Source organism: Priestia flexa (assembly GCF_021441905.1).
Classification (GTDB): Bacteria; Bacillota; Bacilli; order Bacillales; family Bacillaceae_H; genus Priestia; species Priestia flexa.
The window spans coordinates 3,680,757-3,695,841 of the sequence record NZ_CP090431.1 but is presented as its reverse complement, the minus strand read 5'-3'; the positions used below and the strand labels follow the sequence as shown (position 1 = coordinate 3,695,841).

Below are 15,085 nucleotides of genomic sequence, written 5' to 3'. Positions count from 1 at the left end.
AGATTGTGATAAAATAGTAAATATGAATCACTAAACTACTTTGAACGAGGTTATTGTATGGAAACTAACTTTAAGGTTTTACAAGATATTTTCGTTAATTGTACTGAAAACTATTCAATTAATGGTTTGTCAGCATTTCTACTTTCAGATGAAGAGGAACCTTTTAAATTATATAAGCTGAATATGTCCACCCATGAAGATTTAAGGACAATCATTTGTAAGAATCTAGAAAATGCTATTGATGCTCAATTGTTCGAATATCACAATAATACATCACCAGATGGTAATGAAAGTGTTTCGTGTTTGAAGAAAGGTGAAGTACCGAACTTTCTAGATATTGAGCAACTCATCATAGAAGATAACTCTACTGGACTTACTAAGAAGGTTTTCGAAGAGTCTTCAAGCTCTATGAAGGGATACGTTATTGATGTGATTGTAACAAATAATAACACAACAAAAGAATTCCATGTTCAAATATTTTCGACACTTTCAAAATCTAACTTCTATAAGCCGAAAAAAAGCTTATATAGTTTTGGAAATGAAGATGGTGACCTGCTTCAAAAAGTAGAAGTATCACACCTAGAGTTAAATGAAAAATGTTGTGCATTTAGTATTGATGATGAGATTTTTGTAACGCATGGCTTTTTCTTTGAACGCTTATTTAAGTACGAAGAACATATAAACATGCACTCCGAGGCTATCTTAGGAAGTATTAATGGGAGCGGCTTAATAGATAACTTTCTTGTTTTAGAGTCTCATTGTAACAGGAATAAGAACTTTAAGAAGAAGCTCTTTACGATAAGTTCTGCGAGTAAGTTTGAGAATGTTACGTTTGAGACTTTTAAGAAGGTCAAGGAAGCAATACATGAAGGTCTATTTTTTAGTTTGGATTCAGAAAAGGAAACAATTAGCATCGATGAAGAAAATAGTTATAAGTCAGTGGACCAAATAATAAGGATTATTAATGATGAGGCAGCAGAAACATTAGTAAGTGAGACAAGGATATTTGCTAACCAAAGAATAAACATAGGCTAACTTATGAGGAGAGAGGATAATATCATGGGGGATAAAGTAGAATTTATGATTAATAGAGTATTTAGGTATATGCTTTTCTTAAGTTCTTACTTGCCTCTATTTATTATCTTGTTCCTAATGAACATAAATAACCTTGTATTGTGTCTATTTATTTGGTTGATTATGTCAATCACTCTTTTAACTTTAAAATTATATTTAGAGAAACCATTAAAGGCAAGTCCTAATTTTCGAATTAAATTAGTCATGATAAATAGTAAGGGCAGTGAAGCTTTAAATTATATAGTAACTTATATAATTCCTTTTATTTCATTTAACTCAAATATTACTAACAGCGACGGAGACTTTAATATCCCAACGATATTTGCATTTATAGTGCTTTTTCTAGTAATAGGATATCTTTATATGCATAATAACCTTTACCATATCAATCCGATATTAAGTTTATTCTATGATATTAATATTACACAAGGTGAAAATGGTGAAAATCTAATTGTAGTATCAGAAAAAGGAAAAGATGTCCCGCTAAATTCTACCATATATACGAGAAATTTATCTCCTGGTGCTGTAATGTTTGTGGATGATTCCAAAAGCCGGCTTTCATATAAAAAGGTTGTTATTTTTCTAGGAAGTTTCTTGGTATTCTTAGCCCTATGGAATGAGCAAATGAATGATTACTTATTTAAGGCTATAGAATTTATTAATACAACGATAAAAAACCTCATTTAGATACATCACGGAGAACCGTACCATAAGTAAAGAAATGTTTTTATAAGCTTTATAATATGAATAACACCTATTTATATAATTGGAGTTTTTAACCAGATTCAATTGAGAGTATTTTACTCATCTAAAAAGACAGATTTACTTAAATGCTCTCTAGCAACAATTAGGCTCATCGATTATTGGTAGCAAACAAACGGTAAAAGAAAAGCCGCAGACATTTTTGGAGCAAAGCCAGGCGGATGTGATGAAATTATGGTCATTTCCCAAATTTTCGACCACAACGCTTGCTTGTGTTATTGTATAATTATGACAGATATCACACAAAGCGATAGATTGTAAACAAAATGCCCTAGAATCGTTAGATTCTAGGGCATTTTGTTTGCGTTATGAGTTATTCGATAGGAAAAATTAAAGGTTTTACCTTTTTGAATTTGCATCGGTCAAAGGATCGATGTTAATATTGTATTTTATTTTAATATCCATCTTCTCAAACATTTCAATCCATTTTTTTTCTTCCATTGGTTTTGAGAATGGTCTTTTTGTTTGTTTGCCAAGCTGTAATGGATCCACTTTCAATTCTTGCATCTTTTTAACTAGTTCATGTGTTTGTTTTTCAAGATAGATTTCGATATCTTTTTTCATATTTTCTAACTCCTTTGGGTCAAATAATTGCTTCTCTCCCCGGTATTCCTCAACCCTAGTGTCTATATTCACGGTATAAGTCATTGTAGAATAGCTGCTATCGATATCTACTTTTATTTTAGATCTAACATGACCCAGTACAACTTCAAATTCTTGAATCGGTAAAACTTCTAAGTAGTGATCGTTGTTTATCAGCTGGAAGATACGATCATCTAAAGATGAAATAGTTTTAACTAGCTTGTCATCTTGAAACAAGGCTGTACCTTCATAGTTGACCCCATCCTCTTTTATTTTGAATACAGGCAAGAAAGGATCTGAATAAGGAGTATAGAGCAAATTTTTAAATTGATGAAGATTAACGACAGTTAATTCTCCTTGGTTTTTTTCCTCATAATGCTTCAGCATTCGGTAAAACGAGTAATCAAAGTTTTTATCTTTGCCCAATTGACTTTCCAAGTATTCTTCAAAATTTCCTTTTACGATAACTAAATAGATTCTCAAAGGAATATCCGGATCAGTCAATAATACATTTATAATGGACATAATCCCGTCTTTTCCAAGTTCATCACTAATTACCAGCATCCGCATTTGTCCGGATTTAATTTCCTGGTAGAAGTTTAAGTTGTACTTCTGTACATCCTCCTTTAATAAGCCGACTTCTTGCGACATAACAATCTTATTTTCTTTACTTAGAGGAGGCAAAATTGTACTGACTTTTAATTTCCCTTTATCCCCCTTACTAATTGACAAAAAGGTAATGGGGGAAATTTCTTCAATAAGGTTATTTTCGGTAAAAGGGGCACAGCCAGATAACCAAAAAGTCATAAAAAGGAGTATCAATCTTTTACATATCTTTTTATGTAGACGCATGTTTTTTAACCCCCTCTTTTTTTCATTACTAAAACAATAACAAGTGGAACTAGAAAATAGCTTATGCTTCCAGTTATAATTTGAAGATTAAGTAAAGAGTTCTGCTTCTCCCAAGACTTCCAAAATAATTCATTTATAAGAATCATTCCGATAAAAATAAGGAATACACTGAATAACAAACCTTTTCCACTGGACGGCTTGCTCATTGTATTAAAAGCTATTTTAGATGCTCCATAAAACAATAGTAGAAATAGAGAAACTGCAAAAACTAGGTTAAATAATTCAAAGGAAAGCATGATCATATCAATTCGTTCAAACACTGGGTTTTGAAAATAACGGGCCATATCAATAATTGGATATTGACTTTTACTTAAATAATTGGAACCGAAATAAAGTAGGGATGCTATAAATAGGAATACATACTCTACAATGGTGAGAGCGTTGCCGTAAGACAAATAGCGAAAGGTTTTATTGTTTGTTTTAAGCCATGGTCCCAAAAATACCAGAAATTCCGGACCAGAATAGGAAGACAAAATTAAAAAAAAAGCTTTCCAATTTTCTACTTTCCACTCCATTGGAATAAGTGGATACAAATCACTGAGTTGAGCTATTGGAGGAAAGAATAAAAAAATGAAAAATGTGATTATCCAAAATGTAAAGAAAAAAGAAATTAACACAAAACGAATGGTATGTTCAACGCCCTTACCTGCGACATAAAAACAGAACAACAAAATAAAAAAGACAAGAAAATTTGTATCTGTTGATGGAAGCATAAATGTTTGAACAATTTCACTGAATCCTAATGTTATGACGGAAAGTTTAAGTAGAATAAAGAACAACCCGATGAAAGAGAGAAATCGCACCAATTTTTTTCCAAACAATTGGACAAATCCATTATATCCATTGCTAGATAAACGGGTTAAAAGCCACTTCGATAAAAGAAGAAGGTTTAGTTGGGATAATATCCCGACAGCTATAAGCACCCAAATCATATATGGATTGATCAAGATATTTGGCATAATCAGAAAAAAGTATAGCATTTGGAGGCGATTTACCAACAACATGGCATAGAGCCCATTATAGGTTTCATTCTTTTTAAATAATTGGTGGGTTTCCATCAAGTCATCTCCTAGTTTTATATCTCTTCAGTTTTAGAGGTTTAAGATGCTTTGGACGCTCCAACATTTTAACTAATGGTCCTCGAATAAATAAGTCAATCCAATCCTTTCTAAAGAAAGGGGAAACTGGTGAAAAATAGGGTTGCCTGATTGAAGACAAGCTATTAAGATGGGCTAAAATAGCAATACTTCCTAGTGTAATCCCAATTATCCCAAGTAAAGAAGAAAAAACAAGAAGCATCAATTGAATTAATGAATTTGCTTTTGTCATAAGGTAGTTGGGAATAAGAAAGGAAGCGATCGTCGAGATTCCAACCAGGACAATTAATACTTTGCTAGCGAATCCAGCCTCAACAGCCGCTTGACCAATCACAATACCACCAATAACCCCAAGTGTTTGACCTGTTTTTGTAGGCATCCTTAAACTTGCTTCTTTTATGATTTCAATAAAAATTAACATGATAAATGCTTCCCAAAAAGGAGTGAAAGGAAGCTTGCTCCTTGAGTCGACCAAGACCATAAGCATTTGTAGAGGAATCATTTGATAGTGATGAGTTGTCAACGCCACATAGAAAGGAATCAATGTGATTGACAGAATAAAACAGAGATAACGGATGATGCGCAAAAAACTGGCAACTACCCATCGATTAATATAGTCCTCGGGTGATTGGAACAAATGGAAAAAAGTAATGGGTGCAACAAGAGCAAATGGTGTATTGTCTACCAGAAGGGTGATCTTTCCTAATCCCAGAGAATAAGCAACTACATCAGGCCGGTCAGTTTGCTGAAACTGAGGGAAAATACTGTTTTGATGGTCCTCCATGAATGCCGCAACTTGAGAGGAGTCAAAGAAGAGATCAAAATTAATTTCAGAAATCTTCTCTTTGACTGTTGAAACAAACTCTGGATTAGTCAGCCCCTCTATGTACATTAAAACAACACTTGTCTCACTCATAGAACCGACAGTAAACTTCTCTGTTTTCAGTTCATGTATGGGGAGTCGTCTTCGAATAAGCGTAATATTTTGTTCTACTTGTTCACTAAAGCTGTCTTTTGCTCCGAACATGATGGTTTCTGTTTCGGACGTTTCAATGGCACGTCCAATAGGATTTTTTAATGGCACAGCTAACCAAAGGTTTTGCGAAGAATCAAATAACAAAATGGACCCTGAAAACAACTGTTTTTTTGCCTCTATAAAAATAGAAATGGGAATAATTGAGGAATTCATAATGCAATCTTGAATAGACGGTTTGGAACAATTAGTTAAAGGTTTTATAATGCTTTCATTTAATTTTTCTTCGTCAATGAGAGTTCGTATGTAAACAAGATGAATTTTTCGAATATCGGAAATGTCAATTTCTACAAATTCTGCATCATCCATTTGAACGAGGCTTTTTTTCAGAGCTTCTATCGATAATTCAGATTCAGCTATTGATTGAGCAGCAAGCTTACTTTCAATCTGTTTTTTTTTCCAAAACATGTACATCTCACCCCTCTTATTGAGAAAAAACATTTCTATTCGTACTTAAAAACTCCATATTCGTACACATTATTAGCAATTTAATTTTAAAATATACAAAACACGAATCTTACTAGCCAGGGAGTTAAAATTAGAGATGAATAACAAAGATATAGCAGAGATTCGAAAACAATTTAAGTTGGATAACGATTTACTGAAAATCGCTGACATTTATAGCGTTTATATCAAGCCAATCCCGTTATTAAACTTGTCTCTCGAATTTGTGGATTTCTGTTCCTTAGCTTTACGGACAACGCCGCAGGCATTAATCACATCCTTTATGCTGGGAGCAAAGCGAATAAACCGTATCGAAAATGTGTTGAACTGCAATGAAATCATGACTGCCGAGGAAGATAAAGCGGTGTTTGAAGAAATTATAAAAGCAGTGATTGGTGATGAAGTAAATTCGAATACCTTCGCCAATGTATATGATGAAATCAATAGTATGTTAGTGGTGGAAGAAGACACTGAGACATAAGTAGTGGAGCCCCTACTATACCTGAACGATTGAGAGTTTATCACTTTTAATCGTTCAGGTTTTTTGTTGATTGTGAAAACAATGTTGGAAACAGGGTGGAATGGAGCGTAGGACACTCGGCTCCTGTGGAAAACTGAGATCCCAAAGCGCAGCGAAGAAGCTCAGGTTCCTCCCCGCGGAAAGCGAATGGCCGTAGCGCAATGGAACGAACGTGTTCAGATAACCTAAAGAGATGGGAACATCTATTGTTCGTCTTTTAGAAGCAATCATTTTGTTATGTCCCAAACTCAAACTCTTTTAATCAAAATTTAATTATCAAAACATCTAAGCAGACAATAAAATCTTCTTTTCCACTTCTAGCTTCCGGTACATAAGCGCAATGCACATCGCAGGTAAGCTACACGCAAGCATTCCAATGAAAGCATATCTTGGCTCAATTTCATATAAGAAGCCACCGAAAACTGTGAATACAGCTGTGCTCCAGCTGAGTGCGAAAGCTGAGTACATGCCTTGAGCTTTTGGAATATGTGTATGTGGAATGTTTGCTGTTAAGTATTTCATGAAAGCATAGTGCCCCATCGCAAATGAAAACGCATGTAGGGTTTGCGCTATACAAAAGACAATAATGTTTGGAAAAATAAATACTAACACCCATCGCAGAGAAGAGCCAGCTGCAGCCAATGCCAATAAGGTCCCTGGTGAAAAGCGGCTAAAGCGTTTATCTGCAATCGAAAAGAAAATAATCTCAGCAATAACGGCAATATTGATAATGACACCGATTAGATAGATTGGCGCATCGATTTCTTGTAAAAAGATATAGCCATAGTTGTAATAAGTAGCATGGGCGGCTTGAAGCAGCACCACAATAATAAGTACAACTAAGAAATGTTTGGTGCGAAATAAATCTATGATATTTACCTTTTTACCTTGGTTTATTTGTGGTTTCTTCGATAAAATGTCCGGAGCACTTGTGAAACTAAGAGCGACAAAGCAGCTAATCCCAAGCAGTAGCGCCCAAAAGATCACGTTATCTCCAAGCATTCCTGTAAATACAGTTAACAGGATACCTACAGACACAAATCCAATGGATCCCCATTGACGACTTTTTCCGTAGTGTTTCAGCTGTTTACTTTGTACAAGAACACCAGCGACGCTATCTAAAGCTGGCATTAAGGTTGGGTAAAAAATATGCAAAAAGACGGTTACGACTAGTAAGCTTGTAAACGAATTAGCTGGAATGTAACAAAGAATCCCAATCAACGTGCCAATTCCCGCAATATTTAAAAGCGCTTTATTGCTGACTCGTTCTAATAAATAAGGAAAAGCAAATAGTGTAGAAATCCCCCTCGCCACTAAGCCAATACTCATAATAAAACTAGCTTCTGAAACGCTAATTCCTTTTGTTTGAATCATCCAGCCCGACCAATAGGGTAGAAAAATTCCCCATGTCAGAAAAAAACTAAAAAAATGTGTGCTCATCCACCGTTGTGTATTCATTCGTATCCTCCTTATCAATCGCATGATATCATGAGAATAAATATAATTACTATGAGATATCTCATAGTTTTGAGGTGGCAGATGGAAATTTACAAAGGTGAAAAAAAGCGGTTGTATCTAGAAAGGCATTCAATTGCTAATCAGTTTTCTTTTGAAATTGAAGAGTTTCTTGAGGTACGAGAGTATAAGCGCGATGAGTGGATTATCCGCGAAGGAAGGAGACCAGATTTTTTATTTTATGTGACAGAAGGAAAAGCGAAAATATACGTAACACATCAAAACGGGAAAGTATCGCTTCTTAACTTTATCAATGCGCATGATTATATCGGTGAAATGGAATTATTAAACGATGTGTACTATACAAAAGGAATTCAAGCCGCCACCAAAACAGTTTGTTTGGTGTTGCCTTTCTCCCAATGTCGCACCAGGTTGCTTGAAGACGCTAAGTTTCTTCGAGAATTAACAAAGTTTTTGAGTGTTAAAGCAACGTTAATGGCAGCTAAATACTCACAGAGCTTAGCTTTCCCTCTAGAGAACAGGCTTGCGGACTTTATTATACAGACGGCTGATAACGGAGTTTACCGAGAAAAGCACGTCATTGTTTGTGACTATCTCGGTGTTTCGTATCGCCACTTGTTGCACGTATTGATACAGTTCTGTGAGAAAGGATACCTGCAAAAAGAAGGTAGAACCTATAAAATTAAAGAGCAGTATGCTTTATATGAACTTGCCGAGGCGATTAAGAATAAAAGCATGTAAGCTCAAGCTGAATATATAGTAAAACCTCATAAAATCGCATAAAATAATGTTAAAATAAACAGCGGTGAATAATTTCTATTTTAAGTGCAGCTGTTCATAGGAATGTTCTCACCCTTCAACTAAAGAAAGGAGGGGGTTTTCATGATTAAATTAAATCGTGTAAGTAAAAGATTTGCACAGTTTCAGGCGATTAAAGAGTTATCTTTAGAGATAAATAGCGGTGAGATTCATGGAATTATTGGAGCGAGTGGAGCGGGGAAGTCAACGTTGCTTCGTCTTATGAACCTACTTGAAATTCCAGATGAGGGAGAAGTAGAAGTGAATGCTCAAATCTTAACAAAGATGAGTGGGAAGAAGCTTCGAGAAGCGAGAAAGTCGATTGGGATGATCTTTCAACACTTTAATCTAATTTCTAATAAGACAGTGTACGATAACGTGGCTGTTTCATTAGAGCTAACAAGATCTCCAAAAGAGGAACAGAAAAAGCGCGTGCTAGAATGCTTAAGCTTTGTTGGCTTAGCTGAGCTAAAAGATAAGTATCCAGCTCAGCTAAGCGGTGGCCAAAAGCAGCGTGTGGCCATTGCAAGAGCCTTGGCAAACAAGCCGCAAGTGTTACTTTGTGATGAGCCGACCTCATCTCTGGATTCTAATACTACAGCTGATCTATTAAAAGTATTAGAGGATATTAATCAGCACTTAGGTGTGACCATCGTGATTGTCAGCCATGAGATGGAAGTCATTAAAAGCATATGCAATCGCGTCACCGTTCTCGAAAATGGATCTCTCTATCAAACGGTAACGACAAAGCCAAAAGGTGTTCAAATGAAAGAGAATCGGGCACAATATTTTGTAGATCAATTAACAGAGGGAGAGGAAATAGACAATGCTTGAAGTTTTGGCACAATATGAAACTGAAATATGGCAATCTATTGGTGAAACCTTTGTGATGGTTGGTGTTTCAATTTTAGCTGCAGTTCTCATCGGACTTCCCGTTGGTACTTTTTTATTTCTTTGTCGGAAGGGGCAATTGATTGAAAATCAACTCATATTTTCAATCTTAAACCTAATGGTAAATACAATTCGCTCGTTTCCATTTTTATTACTGGTCGTCTTCCTCATACCGTTTACTCGTTTTGTCCTCGGGACAGCAATTGGAACAGCAGCAGCAACAATTCCACTCTCGATTATTGCCATTGCGCACTACTCACGTCTTGTTGAGCAATCGCTGTTAGATGTGCCTAAAGGTGTTATCGAAGCAGCGATTTCGATGGGGGCATCTGTTCGAGAAATTATGTTTAAGTTTGTTTATGTAGAAGCACGCTCGGGTCTAATCCTTGGACTGACGACATCGATTATTAGCTTTATTTCGTATTCGACTATTATGGGAGTTGTTGGCGGAGGAGGAATTGGTGATTTCGCCATTCGGTATGGGTATCAACAATTTAAAACAGATTTAATGATGTACATGATTATTATTATGATTGTGTTGGTGCAGTTCGTCCAATTTGTTGGAATGACTGTGGCCAGAGTGTTGGATAAAAGATAAATAATGGAGGAAAAAAATGAAAAAACTATTCTTTTTTATGCTTGTGCTTGTTGTAGCACTAAGTGGTTGTGGCCAAGCAAACGAAACAAATGAAAATAAAGATAAGCAAGGACAAGATGGAGAAGAAGTTACGTTAAAAGTAGCCTCTTTAATACCACCAATGACAGAGATTTTAGACCTTGTAAAGCCAAAGCTAAAGGAAGAAGGCATTGACTTACAAGTAGAAGTCTTGAGTGATAACGTACAGCCCAATAGCGCGCTTGCAGCTAGAGAAGTAGATGCAAACTTCTTTCAACACGTGCCTTATATGGAAGAATTTAATCGTAATAACAACGCAGAATTAGTAGCCGTTGAGCCAATTTATTTTGCAAATTATGGCGTATATTCAAAGAACTATAAGTCAGTAGAAGAATTACCTGATGGTGCGACTGTGGCCATTGCTAATGACGTTTCTAATATTGATCGTTCTCTTTCTTTGCTTGCGCAGCATGATGTTATCAAGTTAGGTGACAAGAAAGATACGTATTATACGAAGGCGGACATTAAAGAGAATCCCAAAAACCTTAAGTTTAAAGAAGTTGATTTACTGATGCTATCGAGAATGTATGATGATGCGGATGCGGTAGTCATGACGCCAGCTTATGCCGCGCCTCTTGGTTTAACACCAAAAAGTGATGCACTTCTTACTGAAGGAGTAGACAATGATTTTGCAATTACCTTAGTAGCGCGCAAAGATAACGCTGATTCAGATGCAATTAAGAAGCTAGCTGAAGCAATGACAAGCCCAGAAGTTCGTAAATTCTTAGAAGAAAAGTACGATGAAACAGCTATTCCAGCCTTTAAATAAATAAAAAAGTCATTTGAATATTTGTTCAAATGGCTTTTTTATTTTATATTCCAGCAATTATTTACTGTCATTTAGAAAAATTAGACAAACAATTTGATTTTTTTAATTACAAAACTTTAATAAGTTTCATAACCTATCACCGCGCGTTAAAAATCATTTAGAATGTCTATAAGTCAATTGAAAACGATTACAAAAAGGGGATGGAGCGTATGGAAAAGCCATTGAGAAAGTCAGATGCCTTAGATAAAAGGCCAAAAGTATATGATCTTTCGCAAAATAATATGCAGCCGGCAATTATGGGCATGCCCATTTTATGGTTTGCTTTGTTTTTAGCCATCACAGTCGTGACGGTTTATACCGGTAATCTACCTGCTGGTATGATTGGAAGTTTACTTGTCATGGTTGTATTCGGTGAAGCTTTAGGTTGGATTGGAGATCGCTTACCAATCATTAAATCTTATTTAGGTGGAGGAGCTATTGTTGCCATATTTGGTTCCGCTTATATGGTATATAGCGGGATTCTACCGGAAACCGTAACAACAAATGTGACGGATTTTATGACAACTGCTGGGTTTTTAGACTTTTATATTGCAGCTTTGATCACGGGTAGTATTTTAGGGATGGATTCGAAAGTACTCATTAAAATTGGTGTTCGCTACTTTGTTCCAATTTTTGGTGCAGTAATTGGAGCTATGGTGATTGCAGGAATAGTAGGGGTTCTAATTGGTTTTTCACTGCAAGATGCAATTCTAGTCATTACACTGCCAATTTTAGGTGGAGGAATGGGAGCTGGAGCAATTCCGATGGCTCAGGTTTACTCAGAATCACTTGGAAACTCTCCAAGCTATTATATTTCAATTCTTGTTCCAGCATTAGCATTAGGTAACGTATTCGCTATTATTTTTGCGAGTCTATTAAACAGCTTAGGTAATAAGGTCCCTTCATTGTCAGGAAACGGTCAGCTTATTCCAGGTTTAAAAATAGAAGAAAAGAAGTCAAAGTTTGATATTTCGAAAATGGGAATTGGATTATTAGCCGCTCTACTATTCTTTGCTTGTGGCCATTTATTAGGTGCAATTATTCCGCTTCATCCGTATGCATTGATGATTATCCTTGTTGCTGTTGCTAAAATTGCCAACCTAATTCCTGAAATTGTTGTGGAAGGTGCGAGCCAGTGGTATCAATTTGTTGCTAAGACATGGACACTCGCTCTACTATTTGGAATTGGTGTAGCGTATACAGATTTAAATGCTGTGTTAGAAGCGCTAAGCCTTCAGTATATCTTACTAGTAGCTGGCGTTGTGTTAGGTGCTGTAATCGGAGCAGCATTGCTTGGGCGACTAGTTGGTTTTTATCCGATTGAATCGGCAATTTGTGCGGGTTTATGTATGGCAAATATGGGGGGAACTGGTGACGTAGCCGTTCTTTCAGCATCAAAGCGTATGCAGCTCATGCCATTTGCACAAATTGCTTCTAGGTTAGGAGGAGCTCTTATCCTTCTGTTGACAGGCTTAATTATTCCGCTCTTTATGTAGAAGATTGTAGGAGACCTTATGTTAAAGAGGTCTCCTTTTTTATGTGATAAAAGTCAGATAATTCTAACTAAACCTACCAATCAGTTACATCTCTAGTTATACTAAAATAGTAGGGGGCGTTGCAAAGTGAAGGCTCGTTGGCCGTTAGAACGTAAATTTATGTTCTTGGTTTGTATTTTAGTTACGATGATTATGTTAATGGTAGCAATTGTATATATTTACTTTGAACGAAAACAGACGCGCGAATTGCTAGGCGAACAAGCATTAACAACAGCGATTGCTGTTTCAGAAATGCCGTTCGTAAAGGAAGTTATTCTGCAAAATGAAAACGCTACGATGATTCAGCCACTCATTGAGCGAATTAGAAAGCAATCAGGCGCAGAGTTTATTGTAATTGGTGATGCAGATGAGGTTCGTTATACTCATCCTGATAAAGAGAAGATTGGTCAAAAGATGATTGGCGGAGATAATGAACGAGCTCTTATTGAAGGAGAAAACTATATTTCATTTGCCAAAGGATCTCTTGGGATGTCAGTAAGAGGAAAGTCACCTATCTATGATGAAAATAACCAGATTATTGGCGTTGTATCAGTAGGTTTTATGCTATCATATGTGGATTCTTTATTTGAGCAAGGGCTTGCTGCTTTTTCTATTTGGCTTGCTTTTATTTTTATTAGTGGTGTTGCGGGGAGTTTTATGCTTGCCAAAAGTATTCGTAGGGACACGTTTGGTCTGGAGCCTTATCAAATCGCTAGGCTGTACAAAGAGAGAGGAGCTATTTTAGAAGCGCTAAATGAAGGGTTAATTGCGACAGACCAAAAAGGGAATGTGACGCTCATTAATCATTCAGGCAAAAAGATTCTTGGAATTAGAGAGAATATCATTGGCCAACCGGTTCAAAAAGTTTTAAGAGATTCGGAAATTTCGCATGTGCTCGCTAATCAGCTGGCCACCGGTCACTATGAGACAATCTACGATAAAAAGCCGTTGATTGTACATTATAAAATAATTGGTGAAAAAGATAGTTACGCGGGCAAATTGGCTAGCTTTCAAGAGAAATCTGGTGTTCAAGAGCTAGTCAACACTTTATCGGAGGTTCAACAGTATTCTCAAGACCTGCGTGCACAAACTCATGAATATACGAATAAGCTATATGCCATTTCTGGATGGCTGCAGCTGGGGTATAGTGAAAAGGCCAAGCAATTCATTCACGAAGAAATTGGCCAACAAAAAATATATGAGCGTGTGTTATTCGAACGAATTACTGATTCGACTATACAAGCAGTTTTAATTGGCAAGCTTTCTAAAGCTTCTGAAAAGAAGATTGACTTTATTATTGATGAAGATAGCTTTATTCAGATGACTTGGCCAATTAAGATGACGGCAACTTTAGTCACTATATTAGGAAATATTATTGATAATGCGTTTGATGCTGTGGCAGAAGAAGCAGAACCACTTGTCGATTTGTTTCTAACAGATATAGGCGATGAATTAGTTATTGAGTTAGGAGATAATGGTTGCGGTATTGAAAAGGCGGATATCAACATGATTTTCAACGAAGGGTACACCACAAAAGCAGGGAGACATAGAGGTTTTGGATTAGCGCTTGTGAAAGCTGCTTTAGATGAACTCAATGGAACAATCCATCTATCAAAAAATCAGCCATACGGAACTGTTATTCATATACATATACCAAAAACAGGAGCGACATGATATGAAGGTTTTAATTGCAGAAGATGACTACAGAGTAGCAGATATTCACTGTCAGTATGTAAAAAGCTTAAAGCAAGTAAAAGAAGTGAAAACAGTTGCAACAGCGAAAGAAACTCTAGATGAAGTAAAGCGTTGGCAGCCTAATTTAATCTTATTAGACGTATATTTACCTGATCAAATAGGAATTGACTTGATTCACCAATTGAAAGAACAGTGTTTAACCGTACAGGTGATATTAATTACAGCTGCAACTGATATAAGCGTATTGAAAGATGCATATAACCTTGGTGTCATTGATTATCTAGTTAAACCAATTGAGCTTCAACGTCTTTCTGATGCTATTGAGAAGGTAAGCAGAAATAATCGAGTCTTAAATTCTCAGCAAAAAATTACTCAAACGATGGCAGACCAACTTTTTCAGTTTAAAAATACTAAAAAAATAGATGGAAATCATCTTCCAAAAGGTATCGATCAGTTAACTTTAGAAAAAGTGAGAGAATTATTAAAGCAGCAAAATGAAGGGATTACAGCAGAAGAACTTGGCAAACTTCTAGGCGCTTCTCGCACTACTTCAAGACGATATTTAGAATATCTAATCTCTATTCATGAAGTGAAAGCTGAGCTGGTATATGGGATTGTTGGAAGGCCAGAGCGAAAATACTATGTTGTTTATTCCGAATAAGGAGCTTTCAAAGAGTTCACTCTTTGAAAGCTTTTTTTGTGAACAAAATGAACTTAATTTGCAAAATAACCTTAATACACTTTAAAAAGAAAACGGTTACAAAAATGAACTCGGTAGGTAA

13 protein-coding genes and 1 pseudogene are annotated in these 15,085 nt (G+C 36.0%); 10 read left to right on the top strand and 4 right to left on the bottom strand.

What is annotated here, in order from left to right; genetic code table 11:
* Positions 1-57: 57 nt before the first annotated feature.
* Both LZP85_RS18990 and LZP85_RS18985 read left to right on the top strand, forming a co-directional pair.
* Positions 58-1,035, top strand: coding sequence for a Kiwa anti-phage protein KwaB-like domain-containing protein (locus LZP85_RS18990; RefSeq protein ID WP_062686764.1), 978 nt, complete (start codon positions 58-60; stop codon positions 1,033-1,035).
* Between the two features lie 24 nt (positions 1,036-1,059).
* Complete coding sequence (locus LZP85_RS18985) at positions 1,060-1,761, top strand: hypothetical protein (RefSeq protein WP_062686763.1); 702 nt, start codon at positions 1,060-1,062, stop codon at positions 1,759-1,761.
* Positions 1,762-2,175: 414 nt separating this feature from the next.
* Here LZP85_RS18985 and LZP85_RS18980 read toward each other — a convergent pair whose 3' ends face one another.
* The 3 genes from LZP85_RS18980 to LZP85_RS18970 are packed head-to-tail and all read right to left on the bottom strand — an operon-like array spanning position 2,176 to position 5,868.
* Positions 2,176-3,270, bottom strand: a complete 1,095-nt coding sequence (locus tag LZP85_RS18980) for a Ger(x)C family spore germination protein (protein ID WP_234561878.1) — start codon at positions 3,268-3,270, stop codon at positions 2,176-2,178.
* Positions 3,271-3,275: 5 nt separating this feature from the next.
* Positions 3,276-4,388, bottom strand: coding sequence for a GerAB/ArcD/ProY family transporter (locus tag LZP85_RS18975; protein ID WP_226639121.1), 1,113 nt, complete (start codon positions 4,386-4,388; stop codon positions 3,276-3,278).
* Between the two features lie 4 nt (positions 4,389-4,392).
* Positions 4,393-5,868, bottom strand: coding sequence for a spore germination protein (locus LZP85_RS18970; protein WP_226639122.1), 1,476 nt, complete (start codon positions 5,866-5,868; stop codon positions 4,393-4,395).
* Positions 5,869-6,099: 231 nt separating this feature from the next.
* Between LZP85_RS18970 and LZP85_RS18965 the strand changes: the two are divergent.
* Positions 6,100-6,379: pseudogene (locus tag LZP85_RS18965) on the top strand (DUF4317 family protein); the annotation flags it as partial.
* A 330-nt stretch (positions 6,380-6,709) separates the two neighbouring features.
* Here the strand turns inward: LZP85_RS18965 and LZP85_RS18960 are convergent.
* On the bottom strand, positions 6,710-7,882 hold the full coding sequence (locus LZP85_RS18960) for an MFS transporter (protein ID WP_226639123.1): 1,173 nt from the start codon (positions 7,880-7,882) through the stop codon (positions 6,710-6,712).
* Positions 7,883-7,963: 81 nt separating this feature from the next.
* Between LZP85_RS18960 and yeiL the strand changes: the two genes are divergently transcribed.
* The 7 genes from yeiL (at position 7,964) to LZP85_RS18925 (ending at position 14,964) form a co-directional block, all read left to right on the top strand.
* Positions 7,964-8,641: a transcriptional regulator YeiL gene (gene yeiL, locus LZP85_RS18955; RefSeq protein WP_226639125.1), complete on the top strand. Its 678-nt coding sequence runs from the start codon at positions 7,964-7,966 to the stop codon at positions 8,639-8,641.
* Between the two features lie 141 nt (positions 8,642-8,782).
* A complete protein-coding gene (locus LZP85_RS18950; protein ID WP_025910440.1) occupies positions 8,783-9,532 on the top strand; it encodes a methionine ABC transporter ATP-binding protein in 750 nt (249 codons plus the stop codon).
* On the top strand, positions 9,525-10,187 hold the full coding sequence (locus tag LZP85_RS18945; protein WP_119542658.1) for a methionine ABC transporter permease: 663 nt from the start codon (positions 9,525-9,527) through the stop codon (positions 10,185-10,187). Before LZP85_RS18950 ends, LZP85_RS18945 begins: the two co-directional genes overlap by 8 nt.
* Positions 10,188-10,203: 16 nt before the next feature.
* The gene (locus LZP85_RS18940) at positions 10,204-11,034 is read left to right on the top strand and encodes a MetQ/NlpA family ABC transporter substrate-binding protein (RefSeq protein WP_061786064.1); all 831 of its coding nucleotides are present in this window, start codon (positions 10,204-10,206) and stop codon (positions 11,032-11,034) included.
* A gap of 200 nt (positions 11,035-11,234) precedes the next feature.
* The gene (locus LZP85_RS18935) at positions 11,235-12,569 is read left to right on the top strand and encodes a 2-hydroxycarboxylate transporter family protein (RefSeq protein WP_407681853.1); all 1,335 of its coding nucleotides are present in this window, start codon (positions 11,235-11,237) and stop codon (positions 12,567-12,569) included.
* Positions 12,570-12,695: 126 nt separating this feature from the next.
* Positions 12,696-14,282 carry an ATP-binding protein gene (locus LZP85_RS18930; RefSeq protein WP_234561874.1) on the top strand — a complete coding sequence of 529 codons (1,587 nt, stop codon included), beginning with the start codon at positions 12,696-12,698 and terminating at the stop codon, positions 14,280-14,282.
* 1 nt (position 14,283) lies between these two features.
* The gene (locus LZP85_RS18925; RefSeq protein WP_062687023.1) at positions 14,284-14,964 is read left to right on the top strand and encodes a response regulator; all 681 of its coding nucleotides are present in this window, start codon (positions 14,284-14,286) and stop codon (positions 14,962-14,964) included.
* Positions 14,965-15,085 lie beyond the last annotated feature (121 nt).

Bases quoted from the DNA above. Each gene is read 5' to 3' on its own strand.
- LZP85_RS18985 (WP_062686763.1), top strand. From the start codon at position 1,060: ATGGGGGATAAAGTAGAATTTATGATTAATAGAGTATTTAGGTATATG.
- LZP85_RS18935 (WP_407681853.1), top strand. From the start codon at position 11,235: ATGGAGCGTATGGAAAAGCCATTGAGAAAGTCAGATGCCTTAGATAAA.
- LZP85_RS18925 (WP_062687023.1), top strand. From the start codon at position 14,284: ATGAAGGTTTTAATTGCAGAAGATGACTACAGAGTAGCAGATATTCAC.
- LZP85_RS18990 (WP_062686764.1), top strand. From the start codon at position 58: ATGGAAACTAACTTTAAGGTTTTACAAGATATTTTCGTTAATTGTACT.
- LZP85_RS18950 (WP_025910440.1), top strand. From the start codon at position 8,783: ATGATTAAATTAAATCGTGTAAGTAAAAGATTTGCACAGTTTCAGGCG.
- LZP85_RS18960 (WP_226639123.1), bottom strand. From the start codon at position 7,882: ATGAATACACAACGGTGGATGAGCACACATTTTTTTAGTTTTTTTCTG.
- LZP85_RS18975 (WP_226639121.1), bottom strand. From the start codon at position 4,388: ATGGAAACCCACCAATTATTTAAAAAGAATGAAACCTATAATGGGCTC.
- LZP85_RS18970 (WP_226639122.1), bottom strand. From the start codon at position 5,868: ATGTTTTGGAAAAAAAAACAGATTGAAAGTAAGCTTGCTGCTCAATCA.
- LZP85_RS18940 (WP_061786064.1), top strand. From the start codon at position 10,204: ATGAAAAAACTATTCTTTTTTATGCTTGTGCTTGTTGTAGCACTAAGT.
- LZP85_RS18945 (WP_119542658.1), top strand. From the start codon at position 9,525: ATGCTTGAAGTTTTGGCACAATATGAAACTGAAATATGGCAATCTATT.
- yeiL (WP_226639125.1), top strand. From the start codon at position 7,964: ATGGAAATTTACAAAGGTGAAAAAAAGCGGTTGTATCTAGAAAGGCAT.
- LZP85_RS18980 (WP_234561878.1), bottom strand. From the start codon at position 3,270: ATGCGTCTACATAAAAAGATATGTAAAAGATTGATACTCCTTTTTATG.